Here is a 16,791-nt window from a genome sequence, read left to right as displayed (position 1 = left end):
GGCTTCTGCGTCAGCCCTTGACGGCACCGGCGAGCATCCCGCCGGTGAGCTTTTTCTGGAGGAAGGAGAACACGATCACCGAGGGGATGGTCGCGAGCAGGGCACCGGCAGCGAGCGGACCCAGCTGGGTCTGCCCCTCGGCACCGAGGAAGGAGCGCAGGGTGATCGGCAGCGTGAACAGCTCCGGACTCTGCAGCAGCACGAGGGCGAGGAAGAACTCGTTCCACGCCGAGACGAACGTGAACATCGCCGTGGCCATCAGCCCTGGGCGCAGCAGCGGGAAGACGATGTGCACCAGCACCCGGAACCTGCCGGCCCCGTCCATCGCCCCGGCGTCCTCGAGCTCCCGCGGAATGGCGGCCACGTACCCCTGCATCATCCACAGCGTGAACGGCAGGGTGAAGGTGACGTAGACGAGGATCAGACCGAACAGGGTGTCGTTCAGCACCAGGGTTCGCAGCACCAGGAACAGCGGGATGATGATGAGGATCTGCGGGAACACCTGGGTGGCCAGGATCCATACCGTGCCGGCCGCCCGTAGCTTCCCGCGCAGCCGCGCCAGGGCGTAGGCCATCGGCAGGGTGAGGACCACCCCGATCACCATCGTGCACACCGCCACCAGCAGGGAGTTCCCCGCAGAGACGAGCAGGTTCTGCCGCTCCATCGCCTCGGAGAAGTTCGTGAACACCCACTCCTGCGGGATCAGGTTGGCCGAGAGCGAGTTCAGCTCGGCCGAGGACTTGAACGACGCGGAGAGGATCCACAGCACCGGGAAACCGAGAAAGAGCAGGAAGACGCCGAGCAGCACGTACTGCACCGCGCGCACCAGAGGACTGCTGTTCATCACCGCCCCACCTTCTGCTGCCGGAACTGGGCAACGATGTAGATGGACAGGATCAGCAGCACCGCGATCACCAGCACGTCACCCATCGCCGAGGCGTACCCGATCTCACGGTTGCGGAACGCTTCCAGATAGGTGAACAGCGGCGGGGTCATCGTCCGGCCGCCCGGCCCGCCCTCGGTGAGGACGTAGATGATCCCGAAGTCGTTGAAGTTCCAGATGAAGTCGATGCTGGTGATCGCGATCAGGACCGACCGCAGCCCGGGCAGGGTGACGTGCCAGAACCGGCGGAACCCGTTCGCACCGTCCATCGCGGCTGCCTCGTGCAGCTCCGCGGGGATGGACTGCATCCCGGCGAGCAGCAGCACCGTGGTCTGCGGTAGCCCGGACCAGATCCCGACCACGATCACGGCCGGCAGAGCGGTGGAGAAGTCGCCGAGAAAGTTGATCGGGCCGAGGCCGAACCAGCCGAGCGCCGCGTTCAGCGGTCCGGAGTTGACGTCGTAGATCATCCGCCAGAGGATCCCGGTCACCACCGGGGGCATCGCCCACGGGATGAGCACGATGATCCGGGTGAGCGACTTGAACCGGAGCCGTGAGTTCAGCAGCGAAGCCAGTCCAAGGGCGAACGCCCCGGTGAGCACGGCTACCGACGTGGCCCAGACCATGCCGATGCCGAACGAGCTCCAGAACCTCGCGTCGCCGGCCAGCTCGACGAAGTTGTCCACACCGACGAAGTTGATGTCGGCGTTGCGCGCCAGGGTGGCGTCGGTGAAGCCGAGCATCACACCGGCGAGCAGCGGGATCACCGAGAATACGATGATCGGCAGCAGCGCGGGGATGACGAGGGCGATCGCCTCGCGTCGCTCCGCACGCTGCCGGGGTCCACGCGTCTTGCCGTTCCGGCCGGCAGCCGGCGACGGCGCAGCGTGGGTGGTGGCGGTCGCGGTCACCGTGCCCTCCGTTCGGCCAGGTCGTTCGTGTGTGGGCTGGTCTGGGCACTCACCGTGGAGCCACGCTCCTGCAGGAAGGGAGGTACTCGCACGGCGCGTGCCGCCAGTGCGGGGTCGTCCATCCGGGCGAGCAGCAGCTGAGCTGCTTTGCGCCCGCGGGCGACCGAGCCGAGATCGACGCTGGTCAGCCCGGGGTGGCAGACATCGGCGAGCGAGGTGTTGTCCATCCCCACCACGGCGACGTCCTCCGGAACGGCGAGACCGCTCTCGTGGGCCGCGTGCAGGGTGCCGATACCGACCAGGTCGTTCACCGCGATCACGGCATCCCACTCGGCGGTCTCGGCGCTGAACATCTGCGTGGCGGCCGCATATCCGGCGTCGATGGTGAAGTCCTCTGCGTGGAACTCCCCGGTGACCACCTCTGGCCGATCGGCGGTGGCCGCCCGGAACCCGGTCGCACGGGCCCGTCCGGGAGTGGTCTCCGCGGGGCCGTTCAGGAACGCGATCCGGCGGGCGCCGGTACGCACCAGGTGATCGACGGCGAGGGCGACACCGCCTTCGGAGTCGGCCATCACCGTATCCACCCGGGCGTCCTCGGGCAGTCGGCCGACCACCACGGTCGGCACGGCGGACTGCTCGAGCGCCTCGACCAGGGCGGGGGCCACTCGCAGCGGGGAAAGGATGAGTCCGTCGACGTAGCCGCGGTTCAGATCCCGGACCAGATCCAGAGTGGCGTCGGCGTCACCGGTGCGGGAGACCACCAGCCGGTAGCCCTCGGCGGCAACGACCGACTCGATCTCGCGCATCATCTCCACGTACACCGGGTTGCCGATGTCGGCGACGGCGAAGGCCAGCTGGCCGGTGCGGCGGGTGCGCAGGCTACGGGCGGAGGAATCCGGGATGTAGCCGAGCTCGGCCGCAGCCCGGTGCACCTTCTCCACCGTGGCAGCACTGGCCACCTGGCCGTTCAGCGCCCGCGACGTGGATGCGAGCGAGACACCGGCCCGGCGGGCAACATCGGCAAGCGTCACCTTGCCCATCACTGCACCTCCCGAACGTCGTTGACGGCAGCCGCAGCGGTACCGTCATCTGTACTGGAAACGATTCCAGTGGAATCGATTCCAGGACCGTAACACCTCGGCAGCGGAGCGAGCAAGAGGGGCACCTGCGATAGTGAGGACGGCTCCGACGGTGGAACCGCTACCGATCAGCGAAAGGGAGAAACAGCGATGGGTTGGGGACGCACACTCCTGCTAGGCGACATCGGCAACCACATGGACATCGAGGATGTCCAGGCGAACGTGGGCCACCTCCGCGGACGGATCGATGCGATGCGGAGCAGGAACCAGCAGCGCTCCACCGACCAGGACGCTGCACTGGCCGAGGCGCACCGCCGGATCGAAGAGCTCGAGGGCGAAGTGGACGACATGATGCTCTACATCACCGGGCTGGCCGAGCTCTTGGTCACCGACGCCGGCGTGCCACGGGCGAAGTTGCAGCAGCTCGTCGGAGCGGTGGACCGGGAGGACGGGCCGCCGCAGGCTTGACCGCGCGGCTCGCCCAGCGGTAGTAGCCGCAATCCGTCGATGCCGCACCGTTCACCTACCTCGCCTTGGCGTCGGCGTCGCTAGTCCCGACTCTGGCCTAGGTGTCGGGTGTCAGCTCGCCCCGCAGCGTGACCGCCGCGACGAGGCAGCAGGCCACGAATACTGCCGCTCCGATGGCGACCGGAGTCGCCAGGTCAATCGCGCCCAGGAGCCCGCCGAGCGCGGAGCCGGCGGCCAGTCCCACGAGCCCGAGAACGCGCGCGGCGCCGCCGACCCGTCCGAGCAGGTCATCGGGGACGAGTTGCTGCCGCAGCGAGAGTGAGCAGATGTTCCAGACCACAGCGTGCAGGATGTACAGCGCCAGCAGCACACCGGCGACGATCGGGTGGGTCGTCAGGGCGAGACCGCCGAGAGTCAGCGCCCCGAGCAGCAGACTGGCCGCGATCGTCCACCGGTAGCCGAGGCGCTTGCGGAGGCGGGGCGCGAGGAACGAGCCGAGCAGTCCACCGAGGGCAGAGACGGCGAGCAGCAGTCCGTAGCCGGTGCCGTTGAGCCCGAGAGACTCCTGGGCGAACAGAACGAGGATCGAGAAGGGCAGCATGTAGCCGACGCTGGCGAGTGCTCCGATGAGCGCCAGACTGCCTACGATGCGGTCGCGCGCCAGCCAGGCGATCCCCTCGCGTGCCTCGCCGTAGATCGAGGGTCGAGGGGTGGTCGCGGCTGTGGGCGACCCGGACGAGCGCCGGATCGGCAATGCGAGGGCGACCAGACCGGCAACGGCCCACAGCCCACCCATCGCGAAGACCGGCGCAGCCGCCGCCAACGCGAAGAGGAAGCCGCCGAGTGGAGGGCCGGCGAACTCGTCGGCGACGAGTTGCGCAGCCGCAATGCGCCCGTTCGCGGAGTCGAGTCGTTCGCGGTCGACCAGAGAAGGCAAGATAGCCACCGCAGCGTTGTCGGCCAGGCTCTCCAGGGTCCCGACCACCGCCATCGTCGCGTACAGCAGCACCAGCGTGGACACGCCGAAGTGGATGGTCAGCGCCAGCCCCAGCAGGGCGAGACCACGCATCAGATTGGCGGCGACGATCAGGGTGCGGCGGTTGACCCGGTCCACCCAGACGCCGATCGGTAGCGCGACCAGCAGGCGGACCAGGGCGTAGAGGGTAGCCAGTCCCGCGACCAGGCGGGGATCGTCGGTCATCGAGGCCGCGAGCAGGGGCATTGACACGAAGGCGAGGCCGTCGGACAGGTTCGACAGGGCGTTCGCGCCCCAGAGCACGCCGAATCCGCGACCGAGTGACATCGGGTCAGCCTATTGACGACGGCAGGGACCAGACGACCAGCGTTCGGATATGCGCGACCCGACCCTGGCGCCAGGGCTTCCCATAGTCGACCGCAAACGGCCGGGCCATCGCCGACCACGGCGGCCCTGCGTGGTCAGTGATTCCGCCCGCTCGATCAGGACAGCGGTGTCACCACAGCCCTGCGCCTACCGCATCTCGACCATCGGACAGCCTTGTGTCATGCGTCGAACTCGTCTAGGTTGCATGGTCAGAGGTCCGACCACTGGAGAGCAATGCCGCAAGAGCCCCACCCGAACTACACGGGATATCAGTCCTTCGACTACCTGGAGCCGCACGTCGACTATCGCGTTTTCGACGTCGCCCCCGATCTCGACCGAGTGCCGGGGTACGACCTGGGCCTGGACGAGGAACAGCAGGCTCGGGTGCGCTCGATCATCTCCGACGCTCACGTCATCTCGCTGCATGAGCACCCCAAGGTGCTCACCACCGACCCGCATCAGCTCCGGGAGTACAACAGCACCGGTCGCAACGTGCTCGGCTTCGCCGGGCTAGCAAGATCCGGTATGTCGGCCTACTTCGACAACTTCATGAACGGGACGAACACCGTCACCAGCGCGAACGGCTGGAAATGGAACGACGTCCTCTACGACCTCGGCCTGCGCTTCGCTGACATCGCGAAACAAGACTTCGTCTTTCTCGCCCGCACCGTCGAGGACGTGAAGCGCGCAAAGCAGGAAGGCAAGATCGCCTGCGTGGCCGGTCTCGAGGCCGCTACTGCCATCGAGAACGAACTGGACCGACTGGACGTCCTGTACGGGTTGGGCGTGCGCCAGATGGGCATCGCCTATTCGATGGCGAACCAGCTCGGCACCGGTCTCGCCGAGGAGGTTGACGGCGGGCTCACCGCGTTCGGTCACCGTGCGGTCGAGCGGATGAACAAGCTCGGGATCGCGATCGACATCTCGCATTCCTCTGATCGGACCAGCCTGGACACCGTCCATGCGTCGGCGGTACCGATCTTCATCACGCACGCCGGCGCGCGCGGCCTCTGGCCCACGAACCGGATGAAGCCGGACGAGGTCATCAAAGCCTGCGCCGACCGTGGCGGGGTCATCGGTATCGAGGCCGCACCGCACACCACCCTCTCCCCCGACCATCCCGAGCACTCGCTGGAGTCGGTCATGGACCATTTCCAGTACTGCGTGGATCTGGTCGGAATCGATCACGTGGCCTTCGGCCCGGACACCAACTTCGGTGACCACGTCGGCCTGCACGACTCGTTCTCGAGTCAGCTCACGATCGGACGTGCCCACGGGCACGTCAGCCACCCCCGCGTCCCCTATGTCGCAGGTGTGGAGAATCCAGCCGAGAACTTCACAAACATCATCGGCTGGCTGGTCAAGCACGACTGGTCCGATGACGACATCCACAAAGTCGTCGGCACCAACATCCTCCGAGTACTGAAGGAAGTCTGGTGAAGAACACAACCTCACGGCTGCGCAACGGCGCCGCCGCGATCGCAGCCGTAGCAGCGCTGATGCTCTCCGGGTGCGCTCTCAACGAAGGCACCCCCGAGAACGAGGCCGCCGGCGATGGCGAGTCCCTGACAATGCGCATCGGTACCACCACCGATGTCGCGAACTTCAACCCCCTCCAGTCGTTGTCCAAGACGGACAACTGGATCTTGAATGCCATGTATCCCCACCTGCTTCGCATCGACGAAAATGCGGAGAAGGTTCCGGAGCTCGCGAGTGGCTATGAATACGAGGACGACGGTCGCACCGTGATCTTCACCCTCCGAGACGATTTCGTCTGGAGCGACGGCGAGCCGGTCACTTCTGCGGACGTGGTGTACAGCGCGGAGGCGACGATGGAGCATCAGCTCGGCAACGTCGCTGCCAAGCTCACCTGGGTCGAGTCCATCGAGGCTCCTGATGACCACACGGTGATCTTCAGGCTGAGTGAACCGTACGCACCGTTCGCCGAGGGAGTCGGCTTCTGGATGTCGATCGCCCCCGAGCACATCTTCGCCGAAGAGGACGTCACCACGTTTGCCAACGACTCCGACTGGGTCGGCGCCGGGGCCTACATCCTCGAGTCCGCTGACGCAGGCCAGAGCTACACGATGCGCGCGAACGAGAACTACCCGTACGCCCCTGAGGGCGGCGCCGCCGTCGAGACGGTGGAGTACGTCGTCTACCCGGACGTGAACACGATGATCCTGGCCCTGCAGAACGGTGACATCGATCTGATGGCGTCACCCACGCCCGCCTCTGCGCTGTCCGGCCTGGAGTCCGACCCGAACATTGGCATCGAGACTGTCGCCTCACTCGGTTTCGCGCACCTCACCTACAACGTGACCGACGAGTTGCTCGCCGAGCAGGAGGTACGCCAGGCACTGTCGATGGTGGTCGACACCGAGGCCATCATCGCCACAGTGCTGCAGGGGCACGGTCAGGAGATGGTGGGTCCGATCTCCCCGGTGTTCGCGGAGTTCGATAACCCGGAACTGGAGCGCTACCCGTTCGACCCGGAGGCAGCCCGTGACCTCCTGGAAGACAGCGGATACACCGACTCCGACGGTGACGGGTTCTTCGATGATCTCACCTTCGAGATGGTGTGCGACCAGAGCAACGCCAACCTGACGCGGGTGGCTGAGGTCATCCGTGACGACGCGGCGGAGGCTGGAATCCAGCTGGAGTTGGCGTGCATCGAGCGGAACACCTTCTTGGCACGCACCCGTGAGGGTGACTACCAGATCGACCTGTCCCAGTGGGGAGTGTTCGACAACCCGATGGACCAGCTCCGCAGCACCTACCTCTCCTCGAACCCGGGTGGGATCAACTACAACCTGGTCGAGGACCCGGAGCTGGACGAACTGGTCAACGTGGCCGCCACCACCGTCGACCACGATCAGTTCGTGGAGCGCATCCAGGCGATCGATGCCTACGTGCACGATCAGGCACTCCTGACCCCGCTGTACGTGGAGGACTTCCACTTCGCCTACCGCTCAGACAGGTTCACCGGGTTCCAGCCCTCGCCCAGCGACCTGCTCGGAATGGTCACTGGCTACTCCCTGTCGCAAGTGACCGCAGCGCAGTAACGGCGACGGACTGGTGAACGACGAGAAGGGTGGTGCGCTCCGGTGACTTCCTATGCCGCGAAGAAGGTGCTCCGTGCGGTCCTGACGATCTGGATCGCCGTCACGATCACCTTCTTCCTGCTCCGGCTGCTGCCCGCGGACCCCACCCTTCTCGTCGTCGAGGGGGACATGACCCCCGAGATGCAGGATGCCCTGCGGGAGCGGTACGGCCTGGACAAGCCGCTGCACGTGCAGTACGGCCTCTATCTGAGCCAACTGGTCACCGGAAACCTGGGGGTCTCGTTCCGGCAACTCGCACCGGTGACAGAAATCCTCCTGGAACGCTTGCCCTGGACACTGCTCCTGGCCGGTTCCGCGTTCGTGCTCACCGTACTGGCCGGCATTCCGCTCGGCGTGTACGCAGCCGTCGGGCGGGGCAAGAAGATCGACAAGGTGGTGCAGTTCCTCGGCACCACGAGCAATGCGATTTTCGTCCCGAGCCTGGCGATCCTGTTACTCGTGGTCTTCGCCGCGAACCTGGACCTCTTTCCCATCGGTGGCGCGATCGACCGGAGCACCCGAGGTCTTGCGGCATACGGCAGCCTGTTCCATCATCTGGCCCTCCCCCTCCTGTCATTGATGCTGGTGCAGATCGGGCCTTATGCGCTCACGCTGCGGACCAACATGCTCGAGGTGCTCGGCGAGGACTACATCAAGAGCGCCAAGTCCCGAGGGCTACCGCCGAGGCGGATTGTCTGGCGGCACGCTCTGCGCAACGCCATCCTTCCGGCGCTGACTCTGATGGGTCTGCAGCTGGGCACGCTGGTGGGTGGCGCAGTGCTCACCGAGACGATCTTCGCCTATCCAGGTGTCGGACGGCTGATCTTCGAGTCCGTGCAGCAACTCGACTACCCGGTCCTGCAAGGAGCCTTTGTGCTGCTCGCGGTGACCGTGGTCGTCGCGAACCTCATCACCGACATGGTGGCCATGTTCTTGAACCCGAGGATCCGCACATGAGCGCGACCATCGACACACTCACCACCGAAACACCTGAGCCACGGCGGGGCAGGCGCAACCGACACGGCTTCTGGAGTCGACCCGGGGGTTGGTTGCCCGCCGCCGTGCTGGGCACTCTGGTACTGACTGCCATCTTCGGCCCGTTGCTGGTGCCCAACCCCAGCGGACTGGGCACCGACATCCTGCAGCCACCGTCCGGTGCACACTGGTTCGGCACCGACGACCTCGGCCAGGACGTGTTCGCCCAGGTGGTCTGGGGCGCGAGGATCTCGATCACCGTCGGTATCGCTGCATCCCTGATCGCGATCGTGATCGGGACGGCAATGGGTCTGCTCGGCGCCTACGTCAAGTTCCTCGACCCCCTGGTCACCACCGCCACGGACGTGATGCTCTCCCTGCCGATGTTGCCGTTGATGATCCTGGTGACGGCACTGGCCGGGCCGAGCGTCAGCACCTTGATCGTCGTGATCGGGGTGCTTTCCTGGGCGGAGGTCGCGCGTCTGATCCGGTCGAATGCTCTGGTGGTGGCGGGGATGCCGTACATCGACGGCGCGCGAGTCCTCGGTGCAGGTCCGATCCGGATCATGGCGCACGAACTGTTGCCCGCGGTCACACCGCTGATCGTGGTCAGCGTCCTCCTCACCGCGGCCCGTGCAGTGATCTCTGAGGCCGGGTTGAGCTTCCTCGGCCTCGGTGATCCCAGCACCTGGTCGTGGGGTCGGGTGCTGCTGAACGCCCAGCGCTCCGGAGTGATCGCCACCGCCTGGTGGCAAACGCTGTTCCCGTCGCTGGCCATCCTGCTGCTGGTGCTCTCCGCCACGATCGCCGGCATCCGCTATAACGACTCGCGCGACCCGCGCACCAAGGGAGTCTGACCGTGCGCCTTCCGACCGAGTTCTACCAGCGAGTCCGCGCTGATCTGCGTCAGCGTCTGGATGCTGCCGAGATCGACGGCGTTCTGGTCACCCACCCCGCTGACGTCGCCTATCTGATGGGCTTCTTCTACGCCGTGACCGAACGTCCGGTCTACCTGTGGTTCGGGACGACGCCTGGTGGAGACTTCTGCGTGGTGCCGCACCTGGATGTGGAGTACGCCGCGGCCCAGCAAGTCGATATCGACCTGGTGGCCTATCCGGAGTTCCCCGGAGTGGTCAGTGCCGAGCAGCATCTTGCCGAAGCGCTCACCGTCCGAGGGCTGGCCGGAGCCAGAATCGGTTACACCACTGGGGTCTCGGTGGCGACCCTGGACAGTTGGCAACAGCTGCTCCACGGTTCGACCTTCGAGCCGTTCACCGGGATCGCTGCGATGCGCGCCATCAAACATCCTGAGGAGATCTACTTCCACGAGCAGGCCGCCGAGGTCTGTGATGACATGCTCCGCGCGGGGCGGGCGCTGATCGAGGACGCGTGGCGCCGCGAGCAGACTCTGCCCACTGAGGGGGAGATCGCCAGACATGTCATCACTTTCGGCACCGAGGAGATGTATCGCCGGTTCGACCACGTCATCTTCACCACCAAACTGGCCGGTGGCCTGGTGTACGCGGGCCCGAACGCTGCCCGACCGCATGGTCTACCGAGCTCTCGCCGCCTGCAGGCCGGCGACACCCTCATCCTGTCCCTCGGTGCCGCCGCGGCGAGTCGGTTCGTGGAGTCCGAACGCACGTTCATCCTCGGCGAGCCGTCCGATCAGCAGCGCCGCTACTTCGAGGTGACCGCCACGGCCCAGCGCGTCGGTACCGACGCGATGCGGGCCGGGCGCACCTGCGCCGAGGCGAACCAGATCTGCCTAGACGTGATCCGCGACGGTGGACTGGGCGAGCACATCCGGCACCGGCAGGGGCACGGGATCGGCTTACAGAACCATGAGGGCCCGTGGCTGGACGATGGCGACGACACTGTGCTCGCACCTGGGATGTTCCTGTCTTGCGAGCCCGGTGTCTACGTACCCGGTCACGGCGGCTACCGGATCTCGGACTCTGTCCTGGTCACCGAAGGCGCCCCACGTCGGTTGACCGCCTACCCGCGCTCCCTAGAAGAGAATGTGATTGCCTGATGCCGAGCCGCACCTACACCGAACAGATCAACGGCGCCCGGCTGGTCGTCGAAGTCCTCGGGCCAGACGATGCCCCCGCGATGGTCGTGCACCATGGCGCACCGGGCCTGGGTTCCCGAGCCGAGCCGGTGCGCTCGTTCGGCCCGTTCGCCGACTCCTTCCGGATCGTCACCTTCGACGCCCGTGGCTCCGGCGCCTCCAGCGAGACAGCTCCGTTCACCCACGAGCAGTGGGTGGCCGACATCGAGGCCTTGCGCGAGCGGTTCGACCTGGGCCAGATCGTTATCGCTGGTGGCTCCTACGGTGGGTTCCTCGCCATGGAGTACACCCTGGCGCACCAGGACCAGGTGGCAGCCCTCGTGCTCCGCGACACTGCCGCCAACACCGATTTCGACTACCTCGCGGTCGAACGCGCTCGCGCCACCGACCGGGTGCAGATCGAGGAGTGGGTGATCGAGCGCATCGGCACCGGCAACTTCACCAGCAACGAGGAGTTCGAACGCTACTGGCGCGGAATCCTGCCGCTGTACGACTACAGCTATGACCCGGCCGCCACTGAGCGCAAGGCAGGTAGCACCAGCTATCACTACGCCACCCACAACGCCGCTTTCGGCCAGAACATGCCCACCTACAACCTCGTGCCACGGCTGCGGGAGATCAGCGTGCCGACGCTGGTGACCGTCGGACGGCACGACTGGCGCACCCCGGTCGCCGCATCGCAGGTCATCGCCGACGGCGTCGATGGTGCTGAGCTGGTGGTTTTCGAGCAGTCCGGACACTCCCCGCAACTGGAGGAGCCGGAACTGTTCCAGTCAACCGTCCGGGACTTCCTGCGCCGGGCTGGGATCGGACCCTCATGACCGCGCAGCCATTGCTATCAGTGCGAGACCTGTCGGTGGAGTTCCACACCCGAGACGGCGTGGTGCCCGCGGTACAGGGCATCGAGCTGGACGTGCACGCCGGACGGACGCTGGCGGTGCTCGGTGAGTCCGGTTCGGGGAAGTCGGTCACCGCACAGGCCATCATGGGACTGCTGGACACTCCCCCAGCCCAGATCACCGGTGGCACGGTCGTCTTCGACGGGACAGACCTGCTCACCGTGGACGCTGAGCATCGCCGGAAGGTCAACGGCGAGAGCCTGGCCATGGTCTTCCAGGATGCATTGTCAGCTTTGAACCCGGTGTACACGGTCGGCTCGCAGTTGGCTGAGCTGCTGCGGGTACGCCGCGGCATGCGGCGTAAGGCTGCCTGGGAGCAGGCGATCGAGCTGATGGACCGGGTGCGCATCCCAGCACCACGGGAGCGGGCGAAGGACTATCCCCACCAGTTCTCCGGCGGTATGCGGCAGCGGATCATGATTGCGATGGCGATCGCCCTGGACCCGCAGGTACTGATCGCGGACGAGCCGACCACTGCTCTGGACGTGACCGTCCAGGCGCAGATCATGGAGCTCCTGCTGCAACTACAACAGGACAGCGGCATGGGCCTGATCCTGATTACCCATGATCTTGGCGTCGTCGCCGAGGTGGCCGACGAGATCTGTGCCATGTACGCCGGACGCCGGGTCGAGGCTGCCACAGTTCCGGAAGTCTTCGCCGCCCCGGCGCATCCGTACACCCGGGGCCTGCTGCAATCCATGCCACGGCCGGAGAGCCGGTCGGACGACCTGTGGGCTATCCCGGGCGCACCGCCCAATCTGCTGCGGCTGGCGTCAGGCTGCGCCTTCCAGCCGCGCTGCGATGCCGCTATCGACAAGTGTGCGACCAACCGCCCGGAGATGCTCACCGTCGACGACGGACCCCGGCTGAGTGCGTGCCATCGCCGTGAGGAGGTGTTCCATGGAGTCGCCTGAGATCGTCCTCTCGGTGGACGAACTGACCCGGCATTTCCCGATGCGCGGTGGTCTCCCGAGACCGAACCGGCCGATGGTGCGGGCGTTGGATGGGGTGAGCTTCGACCTGCGCCGTGGCGAAACCTTGGGCATCGTCGGCGAGTCCGGCTGCGGCAAGTCCACGCTCGCACGGACCATCGTCGGACTAGAGCGACCGACCTCCGGCACGGTTCGCTATCGCGGGCGGGACGTGCACGCCCATCGCGGGGCTGATCTGCACCGCAAGATCCAGATCGTGCTGCAGGATCCCTACTCGTCGCTCAACCCTCGGCGCACCATCCGCGAGACATTGCTGCAGCCGTTCGAGATCCATTCCGACCTGCTGCCCCGGCGGCAACGGGAATCCCGGATTCAGGAGCTCTGCGAGCTCGTCGGCCTGAACCCGGAGCACCTGGACCGCTATCCGTTCCAGTTCTCCGGCGGGCAGCGCCAGCGGATCGGCATCGCCCGTGCGCTCGCCCTTGATCCGGAGGTGATCGTCTGCGACGAGCCAGTCAGCGCACTAGATGTCTCCATCCAGGCGCAGGTGGTGAATCTGTTCCGGCGACTGCAACGAGAACTCGGGCTGGCCTACGTATTCATCGCTCATGATCTCTCGGTGGTCCGGCACATCTCCGACCGGATCGGGGTGATGTATCTGGGCCGGATGGCCGAGTTAGGTGACGCGACCAGCGTCTACGACCAGCCCCAGCACCCGTACACCGATGCTCTGGTCTCGGCGGCGCCGATCCCTGACCCGACTCAGCGGCAGGAGAGGCGGCTGCTGCCCGGCGACCCGCCGAGCCCGGTGAATCCACCCAGCGGGTGCCGGTTCCGTACCCGCTGCTGGCGGGCCGAGGACCTGTGCGCCTCCGCAGAGCCTGCCCTACGCCACCTCGACGACGACGCTGCGAACCGCACAGTCGCCTGTCACTTTCCGCTCACCCTCACGACGTCCTGAAAGGACACGAATGCTTCGCCGCACCCACGAGTACGACGGCTACCGGGCCTACAGCTACCTGGAGGCCGACAAGGACTATCAGCCGTTCGAGCTGGCCAAGCAGCTCGACCGAGTGCCCGCCCATGACCTCCAGTTGGACGATCAGCAGCAAGCACGCGTCGACCGCATCCTGGACGAGGAGATCGTCTTCTCCCTGCATGAGCATGCGATCGTGCTGCCAGAGGACGGCGGGCAGATCCGCCAGTACAACCAGACCGGACGGCAACGCACCGGCTATGAAGGCCTCGCCCACTCCGGCCTGACAGCGGTGATCGACAACTTCATGGCCGGGGCCTCCTGCATCACCAGCCAGCACGGCTGGAAGTGGGACGACATGATCTATGCCCTGGGCTTCCGCCTCGCGGACCTCGCGAAGCAGAGTCTGGTCAGGCATGCGCTCACGGTCGATGACATCCTCACCGCAAAGCGGGACGGCAAGATCGCCCTCATCGCCGGTCTCGAGTGTGCCTCGATGATCGAGAACGAACTCGACCGGATCGATATGCTCTACGGTTTCGGCGTACGGCAGATGGGCATCGCCTACTCCCAGGCGAACATGCTCGGTTCCGGGCTCTCCGAACGCAACGATGGCGGCCTGACCAACTTCGGTCGACGTGCAGTGGACCGGATGAACAAACTCGGCATGCTGATCGACATCTCGCACTCCGGGGACCAGACCTGCCTGGACGTGATCGAACACTCGCAGGTGCCGGTGATGATCACACACGCCGGTGCCCGCTCGGTCTGGCCGATCCCTCGGATGAAGCCCGATGAGGTGATCGTCGCCTGCGCCGAAGCAGGTGGAGTGATCGGTCTGGAAGCCGCACCGCACACCACGCTCTCCGACGCTCACCCCCGGCACTCCCTCGAGTCGGTGATGGACCACTTCACCTATTGCGTGGATCTGGTCGGCATCGACCATGTCACCTTCGGTCCGGACACCATGTTCGGCGACCACGTCGCCGTTCACCGGGCCTACGCCAGCAACTACGCCCAGCAGGCCGACGAGATCGTCGAGTACGAGAAGGTCGAGTACGTCTCCGGCCTGGAGAACCCGGCGGAGAACTTCCCGAACATTGCTGGTTGGCTGGTGAAGAACGGGTACTCCGATGAGGACATCCGCAAGGTCCTCGGCGGAAACTCACTGCGGGTTCTGGCGCAGGTGTGGTAGGTCTACGCCAGCCCACTACCACTCGACAGGACGACCAAGAATGAGTAGACCGCGTACCGCTGTGGCCGCAACCATCGCTCGGCTACGCACACAGATCGAACGTGCGTACCCTGCGGACGCCAAGCTCCCCAACGAGCAACAACTAGCCGCTGAGCTCAAGGTCAGCCGAAGCACGATCCGCGAAGCGCTCGGAACACTGGCCGCGGAGGGCTTGGTAGAACGGCGTTGGGGCAGCGGCACATTCGTCGCTCCACCACAGGATTCTGCACGGCTAAGCATGGCCACGATTCGCTCCTATCGAGACCGGGTCGAGGCGAGCGGGCACGCGGTCACCCTCGCCTCGGCCACCTGCGTCGAGCGTGACCTGCCAGAGCCTGCCTCCGCGGCACTAGGGCTACCGAAGGGAACGCGAGGCTGGCAGGTGGAGCGCTCCTTCGCGGTGGACAGCACGCCGAGCGCCATCATGGCTGAGTACATGCCACCGACGGTCAGGGACGTTCATCTGGACCCCTCCCCCATGCTCAGCATCGAATCCGATCTGTACGCCACCCTGAACGCACACATCCCGGGGATCGTGGCGCATACCCAGACGGACTTCGAAGCAGTCTCGGTGGACGAACAGTATGCCGAGGCGCTCGGGATCGAGGTGGGCGCCCCTGTACTCCGGGCAACGCAGATCACGACGAGCGGCCGCGGCGAGGTGCTGGCCTACGGCGTGACCCTGAATCGCACGGACGTGGTCCGCCTCCGCATCAGCAGGTAAGCCTCCAGGTGGATGCCGCAACAGGGGGCTGACGTCACGACCTGGATGCGAGTCCGACTCAGACCCCGATCTGGTCCAACGCCGCTTCCAGCCGCGCCACGGTCCCGTCGACGTCGCCGAGCTTGTCCAGTCCGAACAGGCCGATCCGGAAGGTGGAGAAGTCCTCCCCCTCCCCACACTGCAACGGAACTCCGGCCGCGACCTGCAGCCCTGCTTCCTTGAACGTGGCGCCGCTGCGCAGACCCGGGTCGTCGGTATGCACCACCACCACCGTGGGCGCGGCGAACCCGTCCGCCGCCACTGACGGTAGCCCGCGGGCAGCGAGCAGCTCGCGCACCCGCGTCCCGAGCTCGGTCTGCGCGGCGCGCAGCGCCTCCAGTCCGCGCTCGGTGGTCTGGCGCATCAGCGCCACATTGTGGGTCAGGGTGTCCGTGGGCATGGTCGCGTGGTACGGGGCGCGGCCGGCGCGGTACTCCTCGGCGATCCAGAGCCACTTCTTCAGGTCGGCGGCGAAGCTGGTGGAGGTGGTCTCACCCACGGCGGCATGGCCGGCCTCGCTGAACATCACGAACCCTGCGCCGGGCGAGCCACTCCAGCCCTTCTGCGGCGCGGTGATCAGCACATCCACACCCAGATCGCGCATATCCACCCACAGCGCACCCGAGGCGACGCAGTCCAGCACGAACAGCCCTCCGCCGTCGTGCGTGGCCTCAGCCACTGCGCGCAGGTAGTCCTCCGGCAGGACTACGCCGGCAGCGGTCTCCACGTGTGGGGCGAACACCACCTCCGGGCGCTCGGCCCGGATCGTTGCCACCACCTCCGCCACCGGTGCCGGCTGCCAGGGCGCCTGGTGCCGGTCCTCGACTGGCCGGGCGGACAGCACCGTGGTCTCGGAGGAGATCGAGCCCATCTCCAGGATCTGCGACCAGCGGTAGGAGAACAGCCCGTTGCGCAGCACCAGGGCACGCCGACCGGTGGCGAGCTGGCGGGCGACGGCCTCCATCGCATAGCTGCCGCCGCCCGGCACTACCGCCACGCTGTGCGCCTGGTAGGTGCCGAGCAGGATGTCGATGGTCTCCTGCATCACCCCGACGAACCGCTTTGACATGTGGTTCAGGGACAGGTCGGTGAAGACCACTGAGTACTCGAGCAGGCCGTCGGGGTCGATGTCATCGTGCGGCAGGTTCACA

At 66.2% G+C, this 16,791-nt stretch carries 16 protein-coding genes; 11 read left to right on the top strand and 5 right to left on the bottom strand.

The annotated features are described in order from the left end of the window. Positions 1–10 precede the first annotated feature (10 nt). From FU260_RS09350 to FU260_RS09340, 3 genes are read right to left on the bottom strand one after another with little or no spacing between them, the layout of a single operon-like run. Entirely contained in the window at positions 11–844 is an 834-nt protein-coding gene (locus tag FU260_RS09350) for a carbohydrate ABC transporter permease (protein WP_147916809.1), read from the bottom strand. Further along, positions 844–1,794, bottom strand: a complete 951-nt coding sequence (locus tag FU260_RS09345) for a carbohydrate ABC transporter permease (RefSeq protein ID WP_235912177.1) — start codon at positions 1,792–1,794, stop codon at positions 844–846. Before FU260_RS09345 ends, FU260_RS09350 begins: the two co-directional genes overlap by 1 nt. Beyond that, the gene (locus FU260_RS09340) at positions 1,791–2,834 is read right to left on the bottom strand and encodes a LacI family DNA-binding transcriptional regulator (protein WP_147916808.1); all 1,044 of its coding nucleotides are present in this window, start codon (positions 2,832–2,834) and stop codon (positions 1,791–1,793) included. Before FU260_RS09340 ends, FU260_RS09345 begins: the two co-directional genes overlap by 4 nt. Positions 2,835–3,023: 189 nt before the next feature. Between FU260_RS09340 and FU260_RS09335 the strand changes: the two genes are divergently transcribed. After that, on the top strand, positions 3,024–3,341 hold the full coding sequence (locus tag FU260_RS09335) for a hypothetical protein (protein ID WP_147916807.1): 318 nt from the start codon (positions 3,024–3,026) through the stop codon (positions 3,339–3,341). Positions 3,342–3,438: 97 nt separating this feature from the next. Here FU260_RS09335 and FU260_RS09330 read toward each other — a convergent pair whose 3' ends face one another. Beyond that, positions 3,439–4,644: an MFS transporter gene (locus tag FU260_RS09330; protein ID WP_147916806.1), complete on the bottom strand. Its 1,206-nt coding sequence runs from the start codon at positions 4,642–4,644 to the stop codon at positions 3,439–3,441. A gap of 273 nt (positions 4,645–4,917) precedes the next feature. Between FU260_RS09330 and FU260_RS09325 the strand changes: the two genes are divergently transcribed. From FU260_RS09325 to FU260_RS09280, 10 genes are read left to right on the top strand one after another with little or no spacing between them, the layout of a single operon-like run. Next, complete coding sequence (locus FU260_RS09325) at positions 4,918–6,123, top strand: dipeptidase (RefSeq protein ID WP_147916805.1); 1,206 nt, start codon at positions 4,918–4,920, stop codon at positions 6,121–6,123. Next, complete coding sequence (locus tag FU260_RS09320; protein ID WP_210418232.1) at positions 6,120–7,748, top strand: ABC transporter substrate-binding protein; 1,629 nt, start codon at positions 6,120–6,122, stop codon at positions 7,746–7,748. The genes FU260_RS09325 and FU260_RS09320 overlap by 4 nt, the downstream gene beginning before the upstream one ends. Before the next feature lie 42 nt (positions 7,749–7,790). Next, positions 7,791–8,744: an ABC transporter permease gene (locus FU260_RS09315; RefSeq protein WP_147916804.1), complete on the top strand. Its 954-nt coding sequence runs from the start codon at positions 7,791–7,793 to the stop codon at positions 8,742–8,744. After that, positions 8,741–9,619, top strand: coding sequence for an ABC transporter permease (locus tag FU260_RS09310; RefSeq protein WP_147916803.1), 879 nt, complete (start codon positions 8,741–8,743; stop codon positions 9,617–9,619). Before FU260_RS09315 ends, FU260_RS09310 begins: the two co-directional genes overlap by 4 nt. Positions 9,620–9,621: 2 nt before the next feature. Next, complete coding sequence (locus FU260_RS09305) at positions 9,622–10,797, top strand: M24 family metallopeptidase (protein WP_147916802.1); 1,176 nt, start codon at positions 9,622–9,624, stop codon at positions 10,795–10,797. Continuing rightward, positions 10,797–11,657: an alpha/beta fold hydrolase gene (locus FU260_RS09300; protein WP_147916801.1), complete on the top strand. Its 861-nt coding sequence runs from the start codon at positions 10,797–10,799 to the stop codon at positions 11,655–11,657. The genes FU260_RS09305 and FU260_RS09300 overlap by 1 nt, the downstream gene beginning before the upstream one ends. A 20-nt stretch (positions 11,658–11,677) precedes the next feature. Next, positions 11,678–12,649 (top strand): ABC transporter ATP-binding protein, encoded by a 972-nt coding sequence (locus FU260_RS09295; protein ID WP_328592988.1) that lies wholly within the window; start codon positions 11,678–11,680, stop codon positions 12,647–12,649. Further along, on the top strand, positions 12,636–13,628 hold the full coding sequence (locus tag FU260_RS09290) for an ABC transporter ATP-binding protein (RefSeq protein ID WP_147916799.1): 993 nt from the start codon (positions 12,636–12,638) through the stop codon (positions 13,626–13,628). Before FU260_RS09295 ends, FU260_RS09290 begins: the two co-directional genes overlap by 14 nt. Before the next feature lie 10 nt (positions 13,629–13,638). Next, complete coding sequence (locus FU260_RS09285; protein WP_147916798.1) at positions 13,639–14,838, top strand: dipeptidase; 1,200 nt, start codon at positions 13,639–13,641, stop codon at positions 14,836–14,838. A gap of 40 nt (positions 14,839–14,878) precedes the next feature. Next, positions 14,879–15,601, top strand: coding sequence for a GntR family transcriptional regulator (locus FU260_RS09280; RefSeq protein ID WP_168211714.1), 723 nt, complete (start codon positions 14,879–14,881; stop codon positions 15,599–15,601). Positions 15,602–15,659: 58 nt separating this feature from the next. On the opposite strand, the gene FU260_RS09275 is transcribed toward FU260_RS09280, so the two are convergent. Beyond that, a complete protein-coding gene (locus FU260_RS09275; RefSeq protein ID WP_147916796.1) occupies positions 15,660–16,790 on the bottom strand; it encodes an aminotransferase class V-fold PLP-dependent enzyme in 1,131 nt (376 codons plus the stop codon). Position 16,791: the final 1 nt, after the last annotated feature.

The sequence above is a fragment of the Ruania zhangjianzhongii genome (assembly GCF_008000995.1).
Taxonomy (GTDB): Bacteria; Actinomycetota; Actinomycetes; order Actinomycetales; family Beutenbergiaceae; genus Ruania; species Ruania zhangjianzhongii.
Note: the sequence above shows the minus strand (reverse complement) of the source record. Positions and strands in the feature narration are given on the sequence as shown.

Coding starts and splice junctions, on each gene's coding strand:
- FU260_RS09350 (WP_147916809.1), bottom strand. CDS start 844: ATGAACAGCAGTCCTCTGGTGCGCGCGGTGCAGTACGTGCTGCTCGGC.
- FU260_RS09340 (WP_147916808.1), bottom strand. CDS start 2,834: ATGGGCAAGGTGACGCTTGCCGATGTTGCCCGCCGGGCCGGTGTCTCG.
- FU260_RS09335 (WP_147916807.1), top strand. CDS start 3,024: ATGGGTTGGGGACGCACACTCCTGCTAGGCGACATCGGCAACCACATG.
- FU260_RS09330 (WP_147916806.1), bottom strand. CDS start 4,644: ATGTCACTCGGTCGCGGATTCGGCGTGCTCTGGGGCGCGAACGCCCTG.
- FU260_RS09325 (WP_147916805.1), top strand. CDS start 4,918: ATGCCGCAAGAGCCCCACCCGAACTACACGGGATATCAGTCCTTCGAC.
- FU260_RS09310 (WP_147916803.1), top strand. CDS start 8,741: ATGAGCGCGACCATCGACACACTCACCACCGAAACACCTGAGCCACGG.
- FU260_RS09300 (WP_147916801.1), top strand. CDS start 10,797: ATGCCGAGCCGCACCTACACCGAACAGATCAACGGCGCCCGGCTGGTC.
- FU260_RS09290 (WP_147916799.1), top strand. CDS start 12,636: ATGGAGTCGCCTGAGATCGTCCTCTCGGTGGACGAACTGACCCGGCAT.
- FU260_RS09285 (WP_147916798.1), top strand. CDS start 13,639: ATGCTTCGCCGCACCCACGAGTACGACGGCTACCGGGCCTACAGCTAC.
- FU260_RS09280 (WP_168211714.1), top strand. CDS start 14,879: ATGAGTAGACCGCGTACCGCTGTGGCCGCAACCATCGCTCGGCTACGC.